Annotated in this window: 19 protein-coding genes; 10 read left to right on the plus strand and 9 right to left on the minus strand. The window is 32.3% G+C overall.

Annotation, left to right across the window (positions count from 1 at the left end; genetic code table 11):
• The first annotated feature begins 147 nt into the window (after positions 1-147).
• On the plus strand, positions 148-1,518 hold the full coding sequence (locus tag SH09_RS01095; RefSeq protein WP_042737768.1) for a 2-hydroxycarboxylate transporter family protein: 1,371 nt from the start codon (positions 148-150) through the stop codon (positions 1,516-1,518).
• A gap of 50 nt (positions 1,519-1,568) precedes the next feature.
• Positions 1,569-2,753, plus strand: coding sequence for an NAD(P)-dependent malic enzyme (locus SH09_RS01100; RefSeq protein ID WP_042737769.1), 1,185 nt, complete (start codon positions 1,569-1,571; stop codon positions 2,751-2,753).
• A 104-nt stretch (positions 2,754-2,857) separates the two neighbouring features.
• Here the strand turns inward: SH09_RS01100 and SH09_RS01105 are convergent, their stop codons facing one another.
• Positions 2,858-3,514, minus strand: a complete 657-nt coding sequence (locus tag SH09_RS01105) for an HXXEE domain-containing protein (protein WP_042737770.1) — start codon at positions 3,512-3,514, stop codon at positions 2,858-2,860.
• Positions 3,515-3,827: 313 nt separating this feature from the next.
• Here SH09_RS01105 and SH09_RS01110 point away from each other — a divergent pair, with 313 nt between their 5' ends.
• A complete protein-coding gene (locus tag SH09_RS01110) occupies positions 3,828-4,583 on the plus strand; it encodes a zinc ribbon domain-containing protein (protein ID WP_042737771.1) in 756 nt (251 codons plus the stop codon).
• A 4-nt stretch (positions 4,584-4,587) separates the two neighbouring features.
• Entirely contained in the window at positions 4,588-5,928 is a 1,341-nt protein-coding gene (locus SH09_RS01115; protein WP_052495390.1) for a TcaA NTF2-like domain-containing protein, read from the plus strand.
• A 137-nt stretch (positions 5,929-6,065) separates the two neighbouring features.
• On the opposite strand, the gene SH09_RS01120 is transcribed toward SH09_RS01115, so the two are convergent.
• The 4 genes from SH09_RS01120 to SH09_RS01135 form a co-directional block, all read right to left on the minus strand.
• Positions 6,066-6,962, minus strand: coding sequence for a PhzF family phenazine biosynthesis protein (locus tag SH09_RS01120; RefSeq protein WP_119199052.1), 897 nt, complete (start codon positions 6,960-6,962; stop codon positions 6,066-6,068).
• A gap of 41 nt (positions 6,963-7,003) precedes the next feature.
• Complete coding sequence (locus SH09_RS01125; RefSeq protein ID WP_042737773.1) at positions 7,004-8,215, minus strand: CynX/NimT family MFS transporter; 1,212 nt, start codon at positions 8,213-8,215, stop codon at positions 7,004-7,006.
• Between the two features lie 391 nt (positions 8,216-8,606).
• Positions 8,607-9,854, minus strand: coding sequence for a dicarboxylate/amino acid:cation symporter (locus SH09_RS01130; RefSeq protein WP_042737924.1), 1,248 nt, complete (start codon positions 9,852-9,854; stop codon positions 8,607-8,609).
• A gap of 505 nt (positions 9,855-10,359) precedes the next feature.
• The gene (locus SH09_RS01135) at positions 10,360-11,172 is read right to left on the minus strand and encodes an oxidoreductase (RefSeq protein ID WP_052495391.1); all 813 of its coding nucleotides are present in this window, start codon (positions 11,170-11,172) and stop codon (positions 10,360-10,362) included.
• Positions 11,173-11,434: 262 nt separating this feature from the next.
• Between SH09_RS01135 and SH09_RS01140 the strand changes: the two genes are divergently transcribed.
• The 6 genes from SH09_RS01140 to SH09_RS01165 all read left to right on the plus strand — a co-directional run bounded on the left by SH09_RS01140 (position 11,435) and on the right by SH09_RS01165 (position 16,021).
• Positions 11,435-12,196, plus strand: a complete 762-nt coding sequence (locus SH09_RS01140; RefSeq protein ID WP_042737775.1) for an SDR family oxidoreductase — start codon at positions 11,435-11,437, stop codon at positions 12,194-12,196.
• Between the two features lie 90 nt (positions 12,197-12,286).
• Entirely contained in the window at positions 12,287-12,604 is a 318-nt protein-coding gene (locus SH09_RS01145; protein WP_042737776.1) for an ArsR/SmtB family transcription factor, read from the plus strand.
• Between the two features lie 65 nt (positions 12,605-12,669).
• Positions 12,670-13,101 (plus strand): DMT family transporter, encoded by a 432-nt coding sequence (locus SH09_RS01150; protein WP_042737777.1) that lies wholly within the window; start codon positions 12,670-12,672, stop codon positions 13,099-13,101.
• A gap of 10 nt (positions 13,102-13,111) precedes the next feature.
• Positions 13,112-13,579 (plus strand): DMT family transporter, encoded by a 468-nt coding sequence (locus SH09_RS01155; RefSeq protein ID WP_042737778.1) that lies wholly within the window; start codon positions 13,112-13,114, stop codon positions 13,577-13,579.
• A 301-nt stretch (positions 13,580-13,880) separates the two neighbouring features.
• Positions 13,881-14,516, plus strand: coding sequence for an esterase/lipase family protein (locus SH09_RS01160; protein WP_042737779.1), 636 nt, complete (start codon positions 13,881-13,883; stop codon positions 14,514-14,516).
• A 197-nt stretch (positions 14,517-14,713) separates the two neighbouring features.
• Positions 14,714-16,021, plus strand: a complete 1,308-nt coding sequence (locus tag SH09_RS01165; RefSeq protein ID WP_042737780.1) for a TrkH family potassium uptake protein — start codon at positions 14,714-14,716, stop codon at positions 16,019-16,021.
• 137 nt (positions 16,022-16,158) lie between these two features.
• Here the strand turns inward: SH09_RS01165 and SH09_RS01170 are convergent, their stop codons facing one another.
• The 4 genes from SH09_RS01170 to SH09_RS01185 form a co-directional block, all read right to left on the minus strand.
• On the minus strand, positions 16,159-16,359 hold the full coding sequence (locus tag SH09_RS01170; protein ID WP_042737781.1) for a hypothetical protein: 201 nt from the start codon (positions 16,357-16,359) through the stop codon (positions 16,159-16,161).
• A gap of 145 nt (positions 16,360-16,504) precedes the next feature.
• Entirely contained in the window at positions 16,505-18,331 is a 1,827-nt protein-coding gene (locus SH09_RS01175) for a subtype A tannase (RefSeq protein WP_042737782.1), read from the minus strand.
• A 134-nt stretch (positions 18,332-18,465) separates the two neighbouring features.
• Complete coding sequence (locus tag SH09_RS01180) at positions 18,466-19,362, minus strand: LysR family transcriptional regulator (protein WP_042737783.1); 897 nt, start codon at positions 19,360-19,362, stop codon at positions 18,466-18,468.
• A 210-nt stretch (positions 19,363-19,572) separates the two neighbouring features.
• Entirely contained in the window at positions 19,573-19,929 is a 357-nt protein-coding gene (locus SH09_RS01185; protein WP_042737784.1) for a hypothetical protein, read from the minus strand.
• Positions 19,930-20,480: the final 551 nt, after the last annotated feature.

The following is a 20,480-nucleotide window of genomic DNA, read 5'->3' on the forward strand; positions in this document are numbered from 1 at the left end:
GACTATACAGCACCTTTATCAGTTGTGTACAAATGTAAGGTATTGTTGCTCTTTTTTTAATTACAAAAAGATTATTAAACTTTCATAAACTGTGCAATTCCCTTATTTAATCCTATGATATGCATATGATAATTAAGGGGGATTAATATGATTTCAAAAAGCGAAATGAAAGCGCTTACTGTTGATGGCGAAGAACAGGCGAAATATGACGTTCAAGAAGGTAAGTCAAAGGGGATTTGGGCTAAGCTCATGCAGATAAAGATTGGCGTCGTTCCTTTACCACTCTATGTTACATTGGCAGCCATTATCTTTGCTGCATCAGTTTACAATACATTGCCACCAGATATGATTGGCGGATTCGCAGTCATCATGATCTTAGGTATTTTATTAGGTGACTTAGGTAACCGTATACCCATATTAAAGGACATTGGCGGTCCTGCAATTTTGGCATTACTCATACCGTCCATTTTAGTATTTTTAAACTTGATTAACCCGGCATCAATGAAAGCTGTAACAACATTAATGAAAACTTCCAACTTCCTATATTTCTACATTTCTTGCTTAGTCGTTGGTAGTATCTTAGGCATGAATGGAAAAGTATTGATTCAAGGCTTTACACGTATGTTTGTGCCATTAGTTGTCGGCACACTATCCGCTGTAGGTATGGGTATCTTGGTTGGTCTTTTATTTGGATATGATGTTAAACATACATTATTCTTTATCATTGTACCAATCATTGGTGGTGGAATTGGTGAAGGTATCTTACCACTATCCATCGCTTACTCATCTATCTTAGGCCAATCCGCAGAAACATTTGTAGGACAAATGATTCCGGCAGCCGTTATCGGTAATATACTTGCAGTAGTTTGTGCTGGTTTAATGATGCGCTTAGGTGAAAAGAAAACACACCTATCTGGTAATGGTTCACTAGTAAAAGCAGATAAAGGTGATGATTTATTACAAGAAAAAGATGCGAGCGATAAACCTGTAGATTTTTCACTAATGGGAGCTGGCTTATTAATCGCATGTACATTCTTTATTGTAGGTACACTTGGACATAAATTTATTGGTATTCCTGGACCAGTTATTATGATTTTATTTGCAACATTCATTAAATGCTTAAGCTGGATGCCTAATAAAATGGAAGAAGGCGCACACCATTTATATAAATTTATCTCAACTAGCTTAACATGGCCACTCATGGTTGGTTTAGGGATGTTATATATTCCACTAGGTGATGTCGTTAAAATCGTAACACCAGCCTATGTCGTTATCTGTGCATCTGTTGTATTAACGATGATTGCTTCAGGTTATTTCGTAGGAAAACTTATGAAAATGTACCCAGTCGATGCAGCTATTGTTACAGGTTGTCATAGTGGTTTAGGTGGAACTGGAGATGTAGCTATTCTATCTGCCTCTAAACGTATGGCGTTAATGCCTTTCGCACAAGTCGCTACAAGAATTGGTGGCGTATCAACAGTCATATTAGCCACTTTATTATTAAAGTTATTCAGTTAACACAGCACAATGAATATAAAAGACTAAATAAGGATTAAGGAGTAATAATAATGTCAGTAGAAGAAGAAAAGTTAGACCCAGTTAAATTTCACGAACAACATGCAGGTAAAATCACAATCAATAGTAAAGTTGATGTCTCTTCAGAAGAAGATTTAAGTGTCGTTTATACACCTGGTGTTTCACAAGTATGTACAGCTATCGCAAATGATGAAACGAAGGCAAACACGCTTACATCTCGCGGTAATATGATCGGTGTCATCACCGATGGTACAGCTGTTCTTGGTTTAGGAGACATTGGACCTAAGGCTGCTATTCCAGTTATGGAAGGTAAAAGTATTCTATTCAAGCAATTAGCAGGTGTTGATGCTTTCCCTATTTCGCTGGATACTAAAGACACTGAAGAGATTATCTCAATTGTCAAAGCATTACAACCTAACTTTGCTGGAATCAATTTAGAAGATATTTCCGCACCACGTTGCTTTGAAATTGAAAAAAGACTCATCGAAGAACTAGATATTCCTGTATTCCATGATGATCAACACGGTACAGCAATCGTTGTCTTAGCCGCATTAATTAATGCCATTAAAGTAGTTGAAAAGGAACACTATGACATTAAAATAATCATTAATGGTGCCGGTTCAGCTGGTATTGCAATTGCTAAATTACTGCTTGAAGCTGGTTATACAGATATAACACTTGTCAGTCTAGAAGGTGTAGTTTGTGAAGGTGAAACTTGGATGAACACTGCGCAACAAGACATTGCACAGCGCACTAATCGTACACATCAGCGTGGTAACTTAACTCAAGTCATTGATGGTGCCGATGTATTTATCGGTGTATCTGCTCCAAAAGTGCTTACCCAAGCACATATTAAATCTATGAATGACCAACCTATCATCTTTGCACTAGCGAATCCAGTACCTGAAATCTACCCAGAAGAAGCATTAGCTGCAGGTGCTGCAGTAGTAGGTACCGGTCGCTCTGATTTCGCTAACCAAATTAACAATCTACTTGCATTCCCTGGCATATTCAGAGGAATTTTAGATGCAAAAACTAAATATATCTCAATGAATACAAAAGTTGCTGCAGCGACAGCAATCGCCAGTGTCATCACGGAAGATGAACTAAACCCCGAGTTCGTTATTCCAAATGCCTTAGATCCTCGCGTTATCTCAGAAGTAGCCAAAGCCGTTCAAGAAAATGCATTAAAAGAAATCGCAATACCGACAAAATAATTTTTATATCATTAGCCAACGATTGAGTGACGTACTTCAATCGTTGGCTTTTTCACATCTAAATAAGCCCCTAACTCTTTATCTAGAGATTAGGGGCCTTTGCTTTATCCTTTTTTAAATTTAGCAAATTCCAATACTTTATTATACCGTTCATGTTGCCAGTCAGAAATGACATATTGCGACTTTCTACTTTTCAACTTCTCAAATGGCAAAGTAATAGTTAAAAAGACCGCTATGAAATAGACTAAAATCGCTAAAATCCATGTAACAAAATTGACTAGATGAAAATGATGAACGTAATAGACATAATAAATACTTATTGGTAAAAAGAATACCACACTAGACACAAGCCCAGGATTATACCAAGTGCCTAGTGCCCTATTTATTGAATAACCATGTCCAAAAAACTGCATTAAATTAAATATCATAGTCGCTAATCCTAACCAAATAAGTTGAGGAAATATTAAAGCGCATATATAAAGAACATATACACTCATATTGACGACAAATGTCGACAAAGTATTTCCTGGGTAATGGCTGAAATCAACTTCTTCTCTGAAACTTGCTTTATTAACTACAATAGGTGCCCCGCCAGGATAAACAAATTCTTCAAATTGATGTATAGCTAACGCAATTATGCTAAACATCAATATCATTTGCAGTCCATCTAAACGTTGATAACCCCAAAAAACCATATATAAACTAAGTATAACCACAACGAACACAGTAAGGTATTGCCAATAATTGCTGATAAATTTCATGTTCTCTCTCCAAGCACCAAGTATATTTAACTAATTTTTAAATACACAAAGAAATTAATACTTTATGTAATTTATAATTTCAAATTAAGTTATCTATACCACTTTTGTAATAAAAGAAAACAACAATGGCTTTTTACTTAGATTTTGTCAATTTGCAGTGTACTCATTTTGTTTCAAATAAAAAAACATATGCCGCAACATAACATTTTAATTTTAATACTAGTAAATTGATTGTATTTTCTAAAAATTCTATAAAATTTTACAAAAAAATATGGTAAACTTTAAATAAACTTAAAAATAAGGAGTGTTTACAATGCATTGCTCAAATTGCGGCTCATTAGTAAGTAAAAATGATCGTTTTTGTGGAGAATGTGGTAATCAACTACAAACCAATTCTCAATCCCCTGAATCATCAAATAATAACAACGAAAGAGTAGAGATATTTAAGCAAAATGTTACTCAGTATTCAAGTAATATTTTTGCTGAGGGTAAGCGGTTTTTCCAATCTGTATTTACAAAATTAGATTCAGAAATTGAAAGTACGAGGACCTTCTCATATAAATTTATAGCAACCCTTTTAGGTATTGGCTTAATTTTATTGCTTATTTTCACTTCTATCTTAATCCCTACTGAGATAAGTTATCTTGGTATTTCAAAAGGATCTATCGTTGCAAAAATATTCTTCTTTGTAATTATCGCATTAGTAGTTCTCTTTGCAATTACGGTTGGTATTAATAAAATTTTAAATATTAAAACAACCATCCATAAAACTTTATCTGATTTCATTGCATTTAATACATATGCTACATTGTTATTTTTTATCGGTGCAATTTTCCTGTTAATACAAGTACCTAGCTTTGCTATTTTCTTAATTATTGTCAGTTTATTACTATTTATTATTTCTCCAATTTATTTATTCGCTAAATACAGTTCATCAAGTAACTTACGTATTCCTGTCGTATATGGAATTTTAATTTATTTTATTATCATCGCAATTATTATAAGAATAATAGTTGAAAGTAGTATTTCAAGTACAATAGATCTTTTCCAATCATATTTAGGAGTTTAAACAGATGAATTATTGTAGAAACTGTGGCGCAAAAGTAAAAGACCACCAAAAAAACTGTACCAATTGTGGAAAATCTTTAGAAGATAATAAGCAAATTAACAAAAGCAATAAAAGTAATAAAAAAACTTTAATCATTGTTGGTGTAATCGTTATTATATTAATTTTGTTTTTCGTATTATTTAAAATTATTGAATCAACATTATCTCCAACAAACCAAGCGAAAGCAGTTGCTCAGGATTTAAAAAAGGGTAACACTAACAACTTAGCAAAAGATTTAGAATTTAATGGAAGAAATTTAAATAAAACAGAATCTAAAGCACTATACAAATATATTGAAGAAACAGATAGTCCAGATCGAATTGCAAATGAAATTGAAAGTAATGTTAAAAGCATGAAAGAAAACAAAACTGGTATTGCTTCAGTAAGTGCAAATGATACTGAAATTATTAACATAAGAAAAAATGGTAAGAAGTATGGAATTTTCAATAACTATGACTTCACTGTTGGTAAACAAAGTGTGAAAATCGACCCTGATAGCAACAGTACAATCGAATACAAATATAATAACAAAGACCATAAAATCAAATTATCGCAAGATGAAGAAAAGGTTTTTGCCACACTACCAATCGGTGATTATAAACTTAAAGCAAAGAAAACGATAGGCAAAGATACATTTGATGGCTATATTGTTATTAAAATGTCTGATGATGATACTGTAAGTGAAGATTTCAACGAAAAATATTTAGATATTAATATCAATGATGATGCAATAAATGATAGTTCAAAAATATACTTATATGTAAACAACAAGAAAATATCAACTTATGATGCATATGATGATTATCTTTATGGCCCCTATAAACCAGATGCTAAATTAAATGTCTTTGCACAAACAACAGTTGATGGCAAAACATTTAAAACAAACTCCGTAGAAGCACCTGCATTAGAAAAAGGTAAAAAAACAGTGCCTGTTAAATTGAAGTTTAATAAAGATCAAATTGAAAAACATCAAAAGAATGCCGAAATAAAAGAAGATGTTCAAACCTTTATGGAAGATTATACAGACGCTTTAAATGAAGCATATGAGGAAGAAGAATTTTCTTATGTATCTAGTTACTTTAAGAGTGATTCTAAAGCAGCTGATCATATAGAAGACAGAGTTGAATCTGGAGATGATGTTGAATATTCAGATCCTAAAGTAACCAAGTACAGTAAAAATGGAGACACCGTAACGATTGAAACTGAGAAAAAAGATAAATCAGGAAATACAATTCGTTCACAATACGTCCTTGACTATGATGATCTACTCTCCGACTTTGAAATTAAAAGTTATACAGATATTTAATAAACAATAAATTTGAAACATAAATATCACTTATTATATAAAAACGCCAATCTATTTAAAATAGCAATTGGCGTTTTTATTTTAACTTGTCCACAATAATCTGCCTATCAAAATTTTCTGCGTTATCAACCTATGTACTAATTCAAGGTAATTTCCATAGTATTAACATACACTGCTGTTCCAGTAATTTGAACATTATAATTCTTTTCATCTCTTGTTACACTGACAATAACCCTACCATCTCTTTCTATTTCTTGCCCTTGTTCGACCACAAACTGATAGGTGTCTTGAGGCTCATGGTCAACAAATTCTGCATAATATGCTCCCATCACGCCAGAAGCTGTTCCAGTAACTGGATCTTCCACAGTTCCAGAATACGGAGATGAAAAGTGTCTACCATGCATATCTGCCTCTGCATCATAAGTTTCAAAGCATAAGGGATGAATTGATACTTTTGGCATTTCTGTTACAATATCTGGAAATTTAGCAGTTTGAGGTTTCATTTGTTGCATCACAGCTAATGACTTGACAGGAACGATGAGCGTCCACAAGCCTGTACTACCGTATACAATAGGTAAATCATCAACAATGTCTGCCTCAGTTATATTTAGTGCAGTCGCTAAATCTGCGTTTGAACCAGTGAATAATTTAAATTCTGGAACAGTTTGTTGCATTGTAATATTGATATGCTGTGTAGCATCAACTTCTAATTGAACAGCTAATATTCCTGCTTTGGTTTCAATGCGGAAATCTTTTTTGTCTGGTAATTGTCCAACTGATTTTAAAGCATATAATGTTGCCATAGTAGCATGACCACATAAATTCATTTCTTGTCCAGGTGTAAAGTACCGTATTTTAATATCAGCAGAATCAGAACTTAGTGCAAATGCGGTTTCATTAAATCCTACTTGTTGTGCGATATCTTGCATTGTTTGTTCAGACAAACCATCGGCATTTAGGACTACCCCTGCAGGATTACCTTTATTTGGTGTATTACTGAATGCATCATAATGGTGTACTTTAATTTTAGTAATGTGCCAAACACTCCTCTCAAAATAAATCATTATTAGACCAACTATTCATCTTCGATTACTTTATTTTCAGCAGCGAAGTAACCAAATACTGCAAACAGAAGTGACATCACTATTAATGAGATAATACCTATTTGCCAACCGCCACTTGCATCATAAGTAAATCCTACACAAATAGGTCCCATAGCACCAATAAAGTAACCTAATGATTGACCAAACCCTGATAAAGACACGCTACCATCGCTTGTACGAGCTCTTATTGAAAAGAATGTCATACATAAACTAAAGCATGCCCCCATTGCCAAACCGGATATGATAACACCAATAACTAGTAATATAAACGTATGACTAAATAGCAGACTAAATCCGATTAAAAATAGGAATGAAACGATAAAAACTAAAATACGCTGATCTTTCAATTTGTCTGCAATGATAGGGAAGGTAAATGTCATAGGTACTTGTGCAAATTGATTTATCATAAATAAATAACCTGCAGTCGACGGATCAATACCTCTGTCCATTAAGATAGAAGGTACCCATGCAACAACTGTGTATACAATCATTGATTGGAAGCCCATAGTGATGGCGATCATCCATGATAACTTTGATTTAAAGACATTTTTATTACAATGAGTAGTCGTTCGATTTTGTTGTTTCGTAGCTTTTTCTAAGTGGAAGACATGTACGGCTTTGGGCAGCCATAGGATAATAGCAATAATCGCTAATATAAACCAAACAGAAAGTGAGATTCTAAAACTTAGTGGTGAAATGGTTGATAAAGGGAAGCTCAAACCACCACCAATTCCGGCAGTAAAATGCATAGTGGCACTATATATACCCGTGGCAACTCCGATTTGTGTAGGAAAGTACCATTTAACAAAGCTTGGCAACAAGACATTACCAAAGGCAATACCAATGCCTAAAAGTACGGTTCCTAATAAAAAAATGTTAATGTCGCCAATCACTCGAATAATGAGTGCAACACTTAATAATAAAGTAGATAGTAAAATTGTCCTGGATACGCTCAAATGAGCTGTAACCTTTGATACTAATGGTGATACTATAGCAAATATTAGCAAAGGGATTGTAATTAATGATCCTGCCACGCTATCACTTACTTGCAACACTTTAGTTATTTCACTAACCACTGGACCTACAGAGGTTAATGGTGCACGTAAAGTAGAAGCAATAAATATAATTGCTATGATAATACCCCAATTTTCTTTTATCCTGTGTATACGATAAGTTTCGCTCATTTCATGCAACCTTTCTACGTTAAGTTTGAATTTAATAACATAAATATACATATCACTGGTGCCAGTTAATCGCTCGTCTATTTTTAATTGAATCAACTAACGTAGCAAATTATCAGCGAAATTATATTTTTTATGATATAAAATTGTTAAAAAATATATTAACGTAGTAAAAAAACGTTTTCAAACAATAGATTGTTTTGTAATTATTTAAATTAAAAAAAGTAATGGTTGTTTATTTCTCTTTCTCCTCTAGTATTTATGAATTAAAGTTCGTCTTATCTATCTCATCATCAACATTACTATATACAAAAAGGTAGCTTCCTATATTTTAGGAAACTACCTTTTTATCGATAATATATTCTGCTGGTTGCAGTAAATTTACTTAACCAAACTAAGCCTGGCCTTTCAAATATTCTTCTCCTCGTTTTTTATCATATACGCCTTCTGATTTTGCAATTACAACACTTGCCACTGAGTTACCTAATACGTTAACACATGTTCTCAACATTTCTAAGATTCTGTCCACACCAATAATTAATGCAAGTCCTTGTGGATTTAATCCGACTGATCCTAATGTTGTTAACAATACTACGATAGAGGCACCAGGCACACCTGCCATACCTTTTGAAGTTAACATCAAAGTAATCATTAAGATAATTTGTTCGCCAATACTTAAATGTACGCCGTAGAGTTGTGCAACGAATAATGCTGCAATAGATTGGTACATAGCTGCACCATCAAGGTTGAATGAGTAACCCGTTGGTAATACGAAAGATGCAATATCTCTCGGTACACCAAAGCGTTCCATTTTTCTCATAACAGTTGGCAATACCGCTTCTGAACTTGCCGTAGAAAATGCAAGCATTAGCTCGTTTTTCAATAATTTCATGATACTGACAATCTTTACACCACATAAACGTGATACGATGCCCAGTACGATGAAGATAAAGAAGAACATCGCAATAACAACTGTTAAACATAATTTAAATAATGGTATTAACGCTGAAATACCAAAAGTAATAATCGTTGTACTAATAAAAGCAAAAACAGCGATTGGTGCTAATAATAAGACCTTACCAATCATCCAGAATACAGCTTCTAATGCGCCACCTAAAAAGTCTTTAACTGGTTTCGCTTTTTCGCCAATTGCTGCCAAAGCAAGACCAAAGAACACAGAGAAAAAGATAATTGGCAATAACTCACCTGAAGATAATGCCTCAAATATATTGGTTGGAACGATATTTACTACCGTATCTATTAAATGGTTTCCATATGTACTACCTTCTGCACTTTTTGCAGTACTTTCATATTTTGAAATATCACCTTTAGGTAATAAATCTGCATTCAAACCACTACCAGGTTTAAATAAGTTCCCAAAGATTAAACCTAAAGCGATTGCAAAAGTTGTCATGAAAATAAAGTATAGTAATGTTTTACCACCATAACGTCCAATTGTCTTTGTATCACCAACGTTTGAAATAGATATTGCTAATGAACAAAATACAATCGGTACAACTATCATTTTAATTAAATTTAAAAATATATCCCCGAATGGTTGAATATAATTAATAACATCTTTGTTGCCATGTAGAATACTTCCTACAATTACCCCTAAAATTAAAGCGATGACTATTTGCATAGGCAAACTAACTTTTTTAAAAAATTTCACACTCTTCCTCCTCACAAATATTAAAAAGGAGCGCCCTTTAAAAATTCACTTCCTCAGTCATGCACATAGCTATTTGTCCTAAAAATAATAATTATGTGTTAACTCTAAAATATATAACATAAGCATACGATATGTATTTATAAAGCTTAAAAGGCGTTGCTTTTTAATAATGAAAACGTTTTTAATAAAAAGGATATACTCCCATCAAAGACTAAGTATCATTGTTAATCTTTGAAAAAAGTATATCTACAGTTTATAACTATTCAATATATTAAATTTTTCTCTACGCTTTGACTATTATATCTTGAATTTTCAATAATTCAAAGTACTTTTTATATTAAAAAGTTTTGCGAAACATATATTCATTTTCTACAAATCACTATATCTTTTAAATTAATAAATCTACATTAATGTTTATATTTACTCAAAAAACTGTTACAAAAGGATTTATCCCCCTTTTGAAATGAATTTTGACTTACATACTTCTTTGAATAATCCAGTTATATAATTTACTTGGTAAAATTTTGTTCACAAAAACTAAACATTTTGCAAATTTCCCAACAATAAATCGTTGACGTATATGTTGATGCTCAACTGTCTTAACTATACGTTTTGCTACAACAGATGGTTGTGGCAATTGGTTAGAGTTAAATTGCGTGCGCAACATGTCTGCTATAACTGCAGATTTCTTTTGATATGCGCTACCTTGCGATACTTTTGTTAAGTTATCCGCAGCGATTAACCCCCAATTTGTGTTAATACTTCCCGGTTGAATTACAACAACTTTGATACCAAACTCTTCAAGCTCTAAACGTAAGCTTGAGCTATAACCTTCTAAAGCATGTTTAGAGGCGTTATACCATGCCCCAAAATAGCTAGGCAAACGACCACTTATTGATGAGACATTAACGATTGTACCACTACGTTGTGCACGCATCGTCGGTAAAACTGCCTTAATCATTTCAGATAAACCAAATAAATTTACCTCAAACTGCTTTCTCGCTTCATCTAATTCAATATCTTCAACTGCCCCTAATGAACCATATCCTGCACTATTCACTAGGACATCTATTTTACCTTCTTTTTTTACAATTTCATTTACTACTGTATTAATTTGTTGTTGATCCGTAACATCTAATTCTACAATATGTGCATGATATGCCTTTAAGGACTGCATTTTTTCTACAGTTCTAGATCCAGCATAAACAATATAATCTTTTTTCGCTAAATACTTAGCAGTTTCATAACCAATACCACTACTCGCGCCTGTTACTAAAGCTACTTTCATTTTTCCCATTCTCCTGTTCATAATGACTTCCTGTCGTTGTGCAAACATATCATAAATTCGCATTTTTTTAAAAAGTTATATTAATCCGTCATTAAATATTTTTATTTCAGTCGTTACATAATATAAATGATTATCTCTACACTTTAATAAAATTTAAATATGCTTAACACATTCTGCTAAATTTATAAAAACTGATTATTAGAAATTCAACGTTAAACATAATATACTTTTCACACTTAATTTTTAAATAGAGGTGTTTATATTGAATATAAAAGGTAACACAATTTTAGTTACAGGTGGCGCATCAGGCATTGGTTATCAATTTTCTAAGAAATTTTACAATAATGACAATCAAATCATCGTGTGTGGTCGTAATACTGAAAAACTGACTACATTAGAAGCTGAATTTCCTGAAATCATTACCAAGCAATGTGATGTTACACATGCTGATGAAAGAGTTGCATTGTTTGAGTGGGTAACGACGCATTATCCAGATGTCAACGTTATCGTCAATAATGCAGGAATTCAAAATCGTTTCAACCTTTTAACTGCAGATGCCAAAAATGACTGGGAATCACTAAAGACGGAAATAGATATTAACTTTGATGCTACAGTCCAGTTTTCAATATTATTTGGTCAATATTTCGCTAAAAGTAATAATGAAGCTAGTATTATTAATGTTTCGTCTGGGTTAGCCTTTTCACCGATGGCAATTGCACCTATTTATTCTGCAACGAAAGCAGCGGTTAGTTCATTTTCCACTAGTTTAAGACATCAACTCTCTGAAACAAACACTAATGTTTATGAAGTCATTCCTCCAGCTGTGAATACAGACTTAGGTGGTAAAGGTATCCATACATTTGGCGCAGATCCGACAGACTTTATCAATGAAATCTTTGAAGGTTTAGTTCAAGATAAACATCACATTGGATATGGGTCGTCTAAGGAACGTCTAACAATGACGAAAGAGGAATTAGACCAAGTTACTTCAGATATGTATCAACAACTCAAAGATACGATTTAATATACTAAGTAACTACAATTATTAATGTCTGATTTATATTATTAAATTTTATGTTTGACATTTCGAAAATTATCGAATAGTATAATTCACATGGAAAATATAGTAGATGTTTTTAAAGTATTGAGTAACCGCACACGCGTAGATATTTTAATTTGGCTAAAGAACCCACTAGAACATTTTGATAAGCCTACTGCTCATCTCAATAAGAACATGAGTGAAAAAGGTGGCGTTTGTGTTGGTGACATTCAGGAAAAGGCTAATATGTCCCCATCAACCGTCTCTCATTATTTGAAAATGATGCAACAAGTGGGATTATTGGAATCAGAACGACATGGTCAATGGACATACTATAGAAGAAATGAAGCCAATATTAATCAATTAGTCAATATTATGAAAAAGGATCTTTAATATAGAGATTCTTTTTTTACGATAACAATTCGTTAATTCGCGAAATAAAGAAAAGAGGAAAGTTAATGAAGAAGTTTGTTTTTTATATCATCGCGATTGTCGCTGGTATATTTTTAAGTATTGAAGGTTCTATTTATGCTGTTTTAGGTGATCATATTGGAAAGTTGGAAAGTAGTTTATATAACTTTGCTGTTGGTTCAATCATTTTAGCAATCGCCTTATTATTTTTAGGGAAAGGGTCACTGTCTTATACCGTTAGAGCACCCAAATGGGAACTAACTGGAGGATTACTTGGGGTAGTCTACCTTACCGTCTTAGTATTTGCAATTCCTGTAATTGGTGTTGGACTTGCGATGGGTAGTGTCGTAGTTGGTCAAATGATAATGAGCGCCATTATTGAACATTACGGCTTGCTCGGCAGTGAGAAAAAGCCCCTGCGCATCGAAAAAATTATCGCGATTATATTAATGATAATCGCCTTAACATTAATATATTAGGAGGTTTATGATGCAAATATTTATAGTAATTAGTACACTCATTGCAGGTATTACGTTAAGTACACAATCAGCAGTTAATGGTTCTTTTAGTAAGAAGGCTGACACATTAGAGAGTGCATTTCTAACATTTATTACTGGTGGCTTTATTTTATTTATTATCACTTTATTCTTTGGGCATGGTAGCTTTTTAGAATTCTTTCACGCACCTAAATGGCAACTTGCTGCAGTTTGGTTTGGTGTTGGTTATTTATTCTTAACTATTGTAGCCATACCGAAAATTGGTGTTATATCTGCCAATATATCTGCCGTTATTGGACAGTTAACAATGGGGATGGTCATTGATCATTTTGGTTGGTTTGAAGGCTTAACCATTCACTTTGATGTGAAAAGAGTTGCCGCTCTAATTATTATGTTAATCGCGTTAAGATTAATATATAAAGCTGAAATTAAAAATAGTGTATATGGTGCTAAATCATAATTATTAGTGCTTTTTCTATATTAAAAATGGAATGCTATGATTAATAAAAGAACTATAACTTTCGTATGAATTACTCCCCTTATATAAGCAGTAAAAACAAATATTTATGGCTACCTTATATTTATAATATGAGCGTAGCCATTTTTTAATGTAATTCTTTAATATTCAAATATTTAAACTGCTTTTTTTATTCTAAAACTATATCTATAAATAATTAACAATTTTTTAATAAAAATTATATTGATATTCTTTAATTTTAATTTTATTATTATCTTAAATATAGATTTAGGAGATATAGGATATGAAAAAAATAATAATAACTTTTGTTTTAAGTGTCTTACTTACATTTTCAGCGTTAACTAGCTTTACCCCTAATACTGAAGCAGCTACAACAAAGCATAACCCTGTCGTCTTTGTACACGGTATTGGTGGCAGTGCATCAAATTTCTATGGCATTAAAAATTATTTGGCTTCTCAAGGGTGGGACCGAAATCAATTCTATGCGGTGGAATTCTACAATAAACAAGGATCTAATTCTACAAATGGGCCTCAACTAAAAAGATATATCGATAGTGTGTTACAAAAAACTGGTGCTAAAAAAGTTGATATCGTCGCACACAGCATGGGTGGCGCAAATACAATGTATTTCATCAAAAACTTAGGTGGAGAAACTAAAGTATCTAATGTCGTAACTTTAGCAGGTGCAAATGGTTTAACTACAAATCAAGCAATTAATGGTCCTGGAGAAGACAATAAGATTAAATATACTTCTATTTATAGCCTTTCAGATGGTGTGGTTGCTGCAAACCTTTCATACTTAAACGGTGGTAAGAATATTCGTCTTCCAGGCATTACACACCTTCAATTTTTATATAATAATCAAGTCAATCAATATATTAAAGATGGATTAAACGGTGGCGGCACAAGTTTAAATTAATCTATAAACTATTTATTGTGCAATACAGTACAACACTTTCGTCGATTATTCACTTAGCAGTGATGATCCTCGAAGGTGTTTTTTATTATTAAGCTACATTAGAAAATACTATTTTAAAATAAAGTTGAAATAATACTTGCTATAAATAAATTATAGGCGTACTATCCTATATATCTATTAAAACAAGGTGATTAAAGTTGAAAAATGTTACTCAATTAACTTATTTATATTTATCACTATTTTTAACGACTACAGTAATTGGTTCCCTACTGTTATATTTACCTGTAACCGGTAAGAAGCCAATATCATTAATCGATGCTTTTTTTGTCGCTAGTAGCGCGTTCACGGTAACTGGACTCTCTACCGTTGATGTACCGAAACAATTTAATGCCTTAGGAGAAACCATCATTATGCTCCTCATACAAATCGGAGGAATAGGAATTGTAACGCTATCGATATTTGTACTGATCTTAAGTCGTAAAAAAATCACATATAATGAACGTAGTTTATTAATGATTACATGGAACAGTGATAAAAATGCTAGTTTATTAAAGTTAACGATCCAAATGATCGCATTTGCATTTGGCGTAGAGTTCTTAGGATTCTTAATGTTAAATTTAGTATTTATACCAGATTACGGTTTAGCCCGTGGTAGTTTCATCAGTTTATTCACATCCGTTTCTGCATTTAATAATGCTGGATTTTCACTGTTTTCAGATAATCTTATGTCCTATAGTGGTAATCCAATGATTAACATCATTGTACCCGCACTTATTATTTTCGGTGGAATAGGTTATATCGTTATCTTAGATGTTGTTAAAACTCGTAAAATCACCAAGCTAAAATTACACACTAAAATTGTACTCGTGTCGACATTTACATTGATTGTTGGTGGTACTATTGCATTTTGGTTATTAGAGTATCATCATGTACTCAAAGGCTCTAGCGTTCATGAACAGTTATTCAAATCATTCTTCCAGTCGGTCTCTACACGTACTGCTGGATTTAACTCTGTCGATATGAGTAAGATTACGAATCCGACTATTCTCGTGTTTATCGTACTGATGTTTATCGGGGCTGCACCAATGAGTTCTGCTGGTGGTATCAAAGTGACAACTTTCACAGTTATTCTCGTTTACATTTATTCACGAATGATGGGCATTGAACATCCACAAATTTTCAAACGGTCTTTACTCAAACATCAAGTAAACAATGCCATATTAATATTTGTTTTAGGTATGTTTTCAATTGGTATCGCAACATTTATTATTACCATTGCCGAACCCCATATTCCCTTTATAAAATTGTTATTTGAAGTGGTTTCAGCATTTGGTACAGTTGGATTATCGACAGGTATCACTGCCGATCTTTCTACGATTTCTAAAATTGTAATTATTTGCGTAATGATTCTTGGAAAGGTTGGATTGTTCATTTTATTATCAATTTTCCAAGCACCAAAAGTAGAATCATCATACTATTATGCTAAAGAAGAAATACAAATGTAATTATAAGGTGACGTGCTAGCTAACTACCGGCAATTTAAAAAAGGCTAATCGAGGAAATTAATCTCTCGATTAGCCTTTTTACTAATGATGTTTGTTTATCAGTCATAAACCTTTGTGTAATCTGATATCGTTAATATTTATGCTTTATGCTTTAAATAGCTATATACTGCAATTACAATAGCAGCCGTTGATAAAGCGAATAATGGAATCACATAGAAAATCTTACCTTTAGCTTGATTTTGTTCAAGCTCTTGTATACGTAAAGCATGAATTTCTAATTCTTCTCTAGAATCCATATAATCGTCTTTGATATTATATTGTTGGTTTTTCTTTTTCATAACTTTCATCCCCTTTAATCCTCGTTCTTAAATTATATAGATTAAATGAAAATTTGCAAGTTTATATTAAATAAGAACTTATTCTGAAAAAAGGTTAAATTCCACCTATAATATCTCTCATATTGTGCCTCTTTAAGTAAATCCACTATTTTTTATTTACTTTTTTAACCCAATTAATAAAGTTTGTCTCAGGGTCTCCTGAAGTTTCAGCCATTGTGTGTTGTTTATCCCAAATTGTTTTAAAATCAACATGCCCTTTTCCAACTATTTGTTTTAAAGCTAAAGCTAAGTTCGTTTCTACATTAAGTGATGTATCACCTTGTTGAATACCTGTTCTAATTCTCCAATTTTTAGCTACATTGGATTTTCCATAGCCACTATACGCATCTGATAAATAATACATTGGATTATACATATTTTGTCTTGTCGCAATAGATGATCCCAATGCATCCTTTTTCGTTAAATCATCTTTATATGCTTTAGCGTATTTAGCTTTCCAACCACTTAATTTACTATATTCTGTTTTGTTCTTTGTTAAGAGTTGAGCAACAGTCTTATCGAAATGTAACTTACTATTATTTCCAGACGTACCAAATACTTCGTTCTCAGCTTGACTCTTATTTAAATCGTCAAATGCAGGTACATTTTTTGTTGGTTTTTTATAATATTTAGCGAAATCCTTCAAGCTAGTAATATGTGCTTGCTTGGTTTTCTTATTATAAGTAATCCATTTTCCTTTTTTATTCAAGGATTTTAAATAGTCATCCATTGTTTTATAGGTCTTACTTGTTTGTTGACCCATCATTTGTGGCATTTTTTTATTTTGCTTTTGTCCTTCACTTGGCATTGTCATACCAGCTTGCTGACTATTACTTTGTTTATATGGGAATTTCGTATTATTTAAAAATTCTGTCGCCGATTTTTCTATTTCTTTTTTCATATATTTTACATATGAACCGTTAGTATATTCACCATTTTTAGATTTTTTCAATGTTAATTGCTTATTGCCATCTTTTAGATTTAATTTATTTAAATATTTACCATAACTTGCTGCTAAATCAGTAGATAATTGACCAATAAATGTATTATCTTTTCTTTTACCTGAATTAGAATATTGGCCCATATTCCATTCATATGCTGCATCTGCTTGATCTAAACTTGTTATTGGACACCAAGCCATTGCGCCATCTATTTTATCACTGATGTATTTACCATCTTTATCTGTCATAGCAGCACCGATTTTTTTCAGATATTTGTAATATAATTTACTGTCTCCGGAAGCACCCATAATTGAACTTTGTGCTCCTCCTCCACTATGGCCAAATGTATAAACTTTAGTACTATTACCAGGTAAAGCATTACTATTAAATCGATAGTAACGTACCGCTGCTTTCAAATCTGTCACACCCCAAGGCGCGCCAATTTCATAATCCACTTTTTGTTTACTAGATTGCTGGTCACCCATAGACATGCTACGACCTCTTAATCCTGCTTGAACATAGATAAAGCCAGATTTCATATATTTTGAAATCGTACTATAACTATATGATTCTGGAGCACTTTGCGCGGCATAACCTGGTGTGTTTACTGGATAAACGATCGGTGCCGTCTTTGCTGTATAACCTTTAACTTTATTAGTCTTATTAACCGTGACTGTATAGTTACCCTTATTATTCTTCTTACCATTAAAGTAAGCTGCAGGAACATAAATACCCATCTTTTCGACATCTTTAGCTTGTGGCTTAGTGACGTAACTCACATTCAATTGATAGTATACTTTATGTTTACTATCATACTTCCACTTCGTATTATCTATTTTTAATTTCGATGTTGCTTGATTGTAGTTTTTTATTTTCACTTTTGAAGTATCGACACTATTATTAGACTGCTTTTTAGATTGTTGTCCATCATGAGAACTACATCCTGCTAACAACAGAGTCGCACTTAAAACAGAAATAATTATTTTTTTCATTTGTTGCCTCCTTAAACATTTTGAAATTAAAATTAATCATAAAATATTTATGGAAGCATTATCAATTCAACTTTGCATGCAAATTCATTCTATATTGGAATTAACAGACCATTCTCTATGGCATTATTATACAGTTATTCATTTTCAGAAGTAGCTGTACTCTCTAATTTAGCTAAATTAATAAACGCTGCAATCCCATCATTTATAGTGACATGGTCATGCACAGTCATATTGATATATGTCGTGATATTGGGTTCAAAAGGTATAATCTTAATACAATCATCTGCAAAGTAACGTGCCTGTTGCTCCATGATTAACGCCACGCCTTCACCAATATGTGCCATTTCTAATAAATTTTCTATACGTGGTGCAGTAAAGGAAATCATTGGATAAAATTGCTCGCGCTTACACAGTGAAAGAAACAATTCATGTTCTAAAGTAAAATCCGGTGTCATGTATAATTCAATATCTTTAAGCATATTTAACGATATTTCAGATTCTGCAGCAAATGCATGTGATTTATCTACTACAGCACATAGACGTTCTTGTACATAAGTATAACTGTATTCTCCAATTGCAGGTGTCCGCTCTCTTAGAAAGCTAATATCAATACGTCCCTCTTCAATCATTTGATGTAAGTCTGGTTCAAATCCTTCATGTACCTTAAATCTTAAATTTGGATGTGCTTTCATTGTTTCAGAGACGATTTCAGTAATTCCATATTCAATCATTACACGCGACGTTCCTAAATTAATTGAAGTAATTTCCGATGCTGTCTGTTGCTGTAAATGTTCTTGCATTTCCTGATGATTTTGTACAATTAACTGTGCATAATGTAAAAATAATTCTCCCGCTTCAGTCAATTTAATCTGCTTGTTGCTACGATCTATGAGTTGATAGCCGCATTCATTTTCTAAAGCAACAATATGTTTCGATAACGTAGATTGCGCAATGTAAAGTGATTGTGAAGCTTTAAAGTAATTCTTGTACTGAGCTAATATTATAAATTCATTAAGATGTGCAATTTCCATAATCTATTCACCTTACCAATCTGTTTATAATTTTATTCTATTTTATATGTAATATAGGCAATTCGCCAACGTACTCCCCATTAACTAAAAAAAAGTATTGTTGCAGCATTATAAATTCGAATTCAAATAGTAAGAGAGCTAGCCCGTTATTACAGACTAGCTCTCGTATATTGAGCATAGGCTTTTACGACCAAAGCTCACGAATTTATATTATTCATTTGTTAAAATGTGATTTTTCGCTTCTTTAGAATCTAACAGACTTAAATTTTCAGTGGCTGTTTTTAAAGCATCGAGTGAATCTTCAAAGTAGACAAATGTTGCTTGATAAATATCATTACCTGCATCAGTTAATGTAGCTCTTGTATTCGCTTCTCCTAATTGAGCCATCACTGATTTCGCTGATTTAACGTAAGTTGACAGTGCTGATAATGTTAATTTTTCACTTTGTGCTATACAAAAATAACGTTCTGCTTTATTACTTTTTTCAATACGTTTCAAATAATGCGCGTTAATTGCCTGCACTTCATATTTATCATTTTCTATAATACTTGTTGTAGCTTTTAACATATTTAAACCTCTGCTTTCATAATTAAGGTATTAAGTCTGATATAGTATGAGCAGTACATTGAATGATATATTCATGAATATTTAAGGAATGACTGATATACCAGTTTGAATTTTTGTATCTTGATTTTACGTTATTTGATTAAATTACACTTCTATTTGTTTTATAAAAGACGTTATTTGAACATTTCAGTTTAAATCATATATATTAAATTTTATTTTCTAGTTAAATTATTCCTTTAAATATTTACTATTTCCACTTAATCACTTACGATTCAACATCATAACAAGTTTTATAATAAAAATCACGAATTTTCCCTCATAAAAATAATATACAATGAAATTGTAATTTTTTAGAAATTACTACGTAATACATCTGTAAAAAACTTTAATAATATACTTTAAGTAACTGATTACACAATTATATTTTTTGATTATCACTTAAAATTTGATCCATCATCTCTTAAGTTACAGCTTAACAAAAGCGAATACGAATGGCGTTATAACATTCTAGCCATCGTAAAACTATTCCTAGAATAGGCTAATGTTTTTCG

The organism is Staphylococcus gallinarum, assembly GCF_000875895.1.
Lineage (GTDB): Bacteria > Bacillota > Bacilli > Staphylococcales > Staphylococcaceae > Staphylococcus > Staphylococcus gallinarum.

What these genes read in the sequence shown, in the direction of transcription:
- SH09_RS01110 (WP_042737771.1), top strand. Translation starts at nt 3,828, where the DNA reads ATGCATTGCTCAAATTGCGGCTCATTAGTAAGTAAAAATGATCGTTTT.
- SH09_RS01185 (WP_042737784.1), bottom strand. Translation starts at nt 19,929, where the DNA reads ATGTTAAAAGCTACAACAAGTATTATAGAAAATGATAAATATGAAGTG.
- SH09_RS01115 (WP_052495390.1), top strand. Translation starts at nt 4,588, where the DNA reads ATGAATTATTGTAGAAACTGTGGCGCAAAAGTAAAAGACCACCAAAAA.
- SH09_RS01160 (WP_042737779.1), top strand. Translation starts at nt 13,881, where the DNA reads ATGAAAAAAATAATAATAACTTTTGTTTTAAGTGTCTTACTTACATTT.
- SH09_RS01125 (WP_042737773.1), bottom strand. Translation starts at nt 8,215, where the DNA reads ATGAGCGAAACTTATCGTATACACAGGATAAAAGAAAATTGGGGTATT.
- SH09_RS01135 (WP_052495391.1), bottom strand. Translation starts at nt 11,172, where the DNA reads ATGAAAGTAGCTTTAGTAACAGGCGCGAGTAGTGGTATTGGTTATGAA.
- SH09_RS01150 (WP_042737777.1), top strand. Translation starts at nt 12,670, where the DNA reads ATGAAGAAGTTTGTTTTTTATATCATCGCGATTGTCGCTGGTATATTT.
- SH09_RS01100 (WP_042737769.1), top strand. Translation starts at nt 1,569, where the DNA reads ATGTCAGTAGAAGAAGAAAAGTTAGACCCAGTTAAATTTCACGAACAA.
- SH09_RS01130 (WP_042737924.1), bottom strand. Translation starts at nt 9,854, where the DNA reads ATGCAAATAGTCATCGCTTTAATTTTAGGGGTAATTGTAGGAAGTATT.
- SH09_RS01170 (WP_042737781.1), bottom strand. Translation starts at nt 16,359, where the DNA reads ATGAAAAAGAAAAACCAACAATATAATATCAAAGACGATTATATGGAT.
- SH09_RS01175 (WP_042737782.1), bottom strand. Translation starts at nt 18,331, where the DNA reads ATGAAAAAAATAATTATTTCTGTTTTAAGTGCGACTCTGTTGTTAGCA.
- SH09_RS01095 (WP_042737768.1), top strand. Translation starts at nt 148, where the DNA reads ATGATTTCAAAAAGCGAAATGAAAGCGCTTACTGTTGATGGCGAAGAA.
- SH09_RS01155 (WP_042737778.1), top strand. Translation starts at nt 13,112, where the DNA reads ATGCAAATATTTATAGTAATTAGTACACTCATTGCAGGTATTACGTTA.
- SH09_RS01145 (WP_042737776.1), top strand. Translation starts at nt 12,287, where the DNA reads ATGGAAAATATAGTAGATGTTTTTAAAGTATTGAGTAACCGCACACGC.
- SH09_RS01105 (WP_042737770.1), bottom strand. Translation starts at nt 3,514, where the DNA reads ATGAAATTTATCAGCAATTATTGGCAATACCTTACTGTGTTCGTTGTG.
- SH09_RS01180 (WP_042737783.1), bottom strand. Translation starts at nt 19,362, where the DNA reads ATGGAAATTGCACATCTTAATGAATTTATAATATTAGCTCAGTACAAG.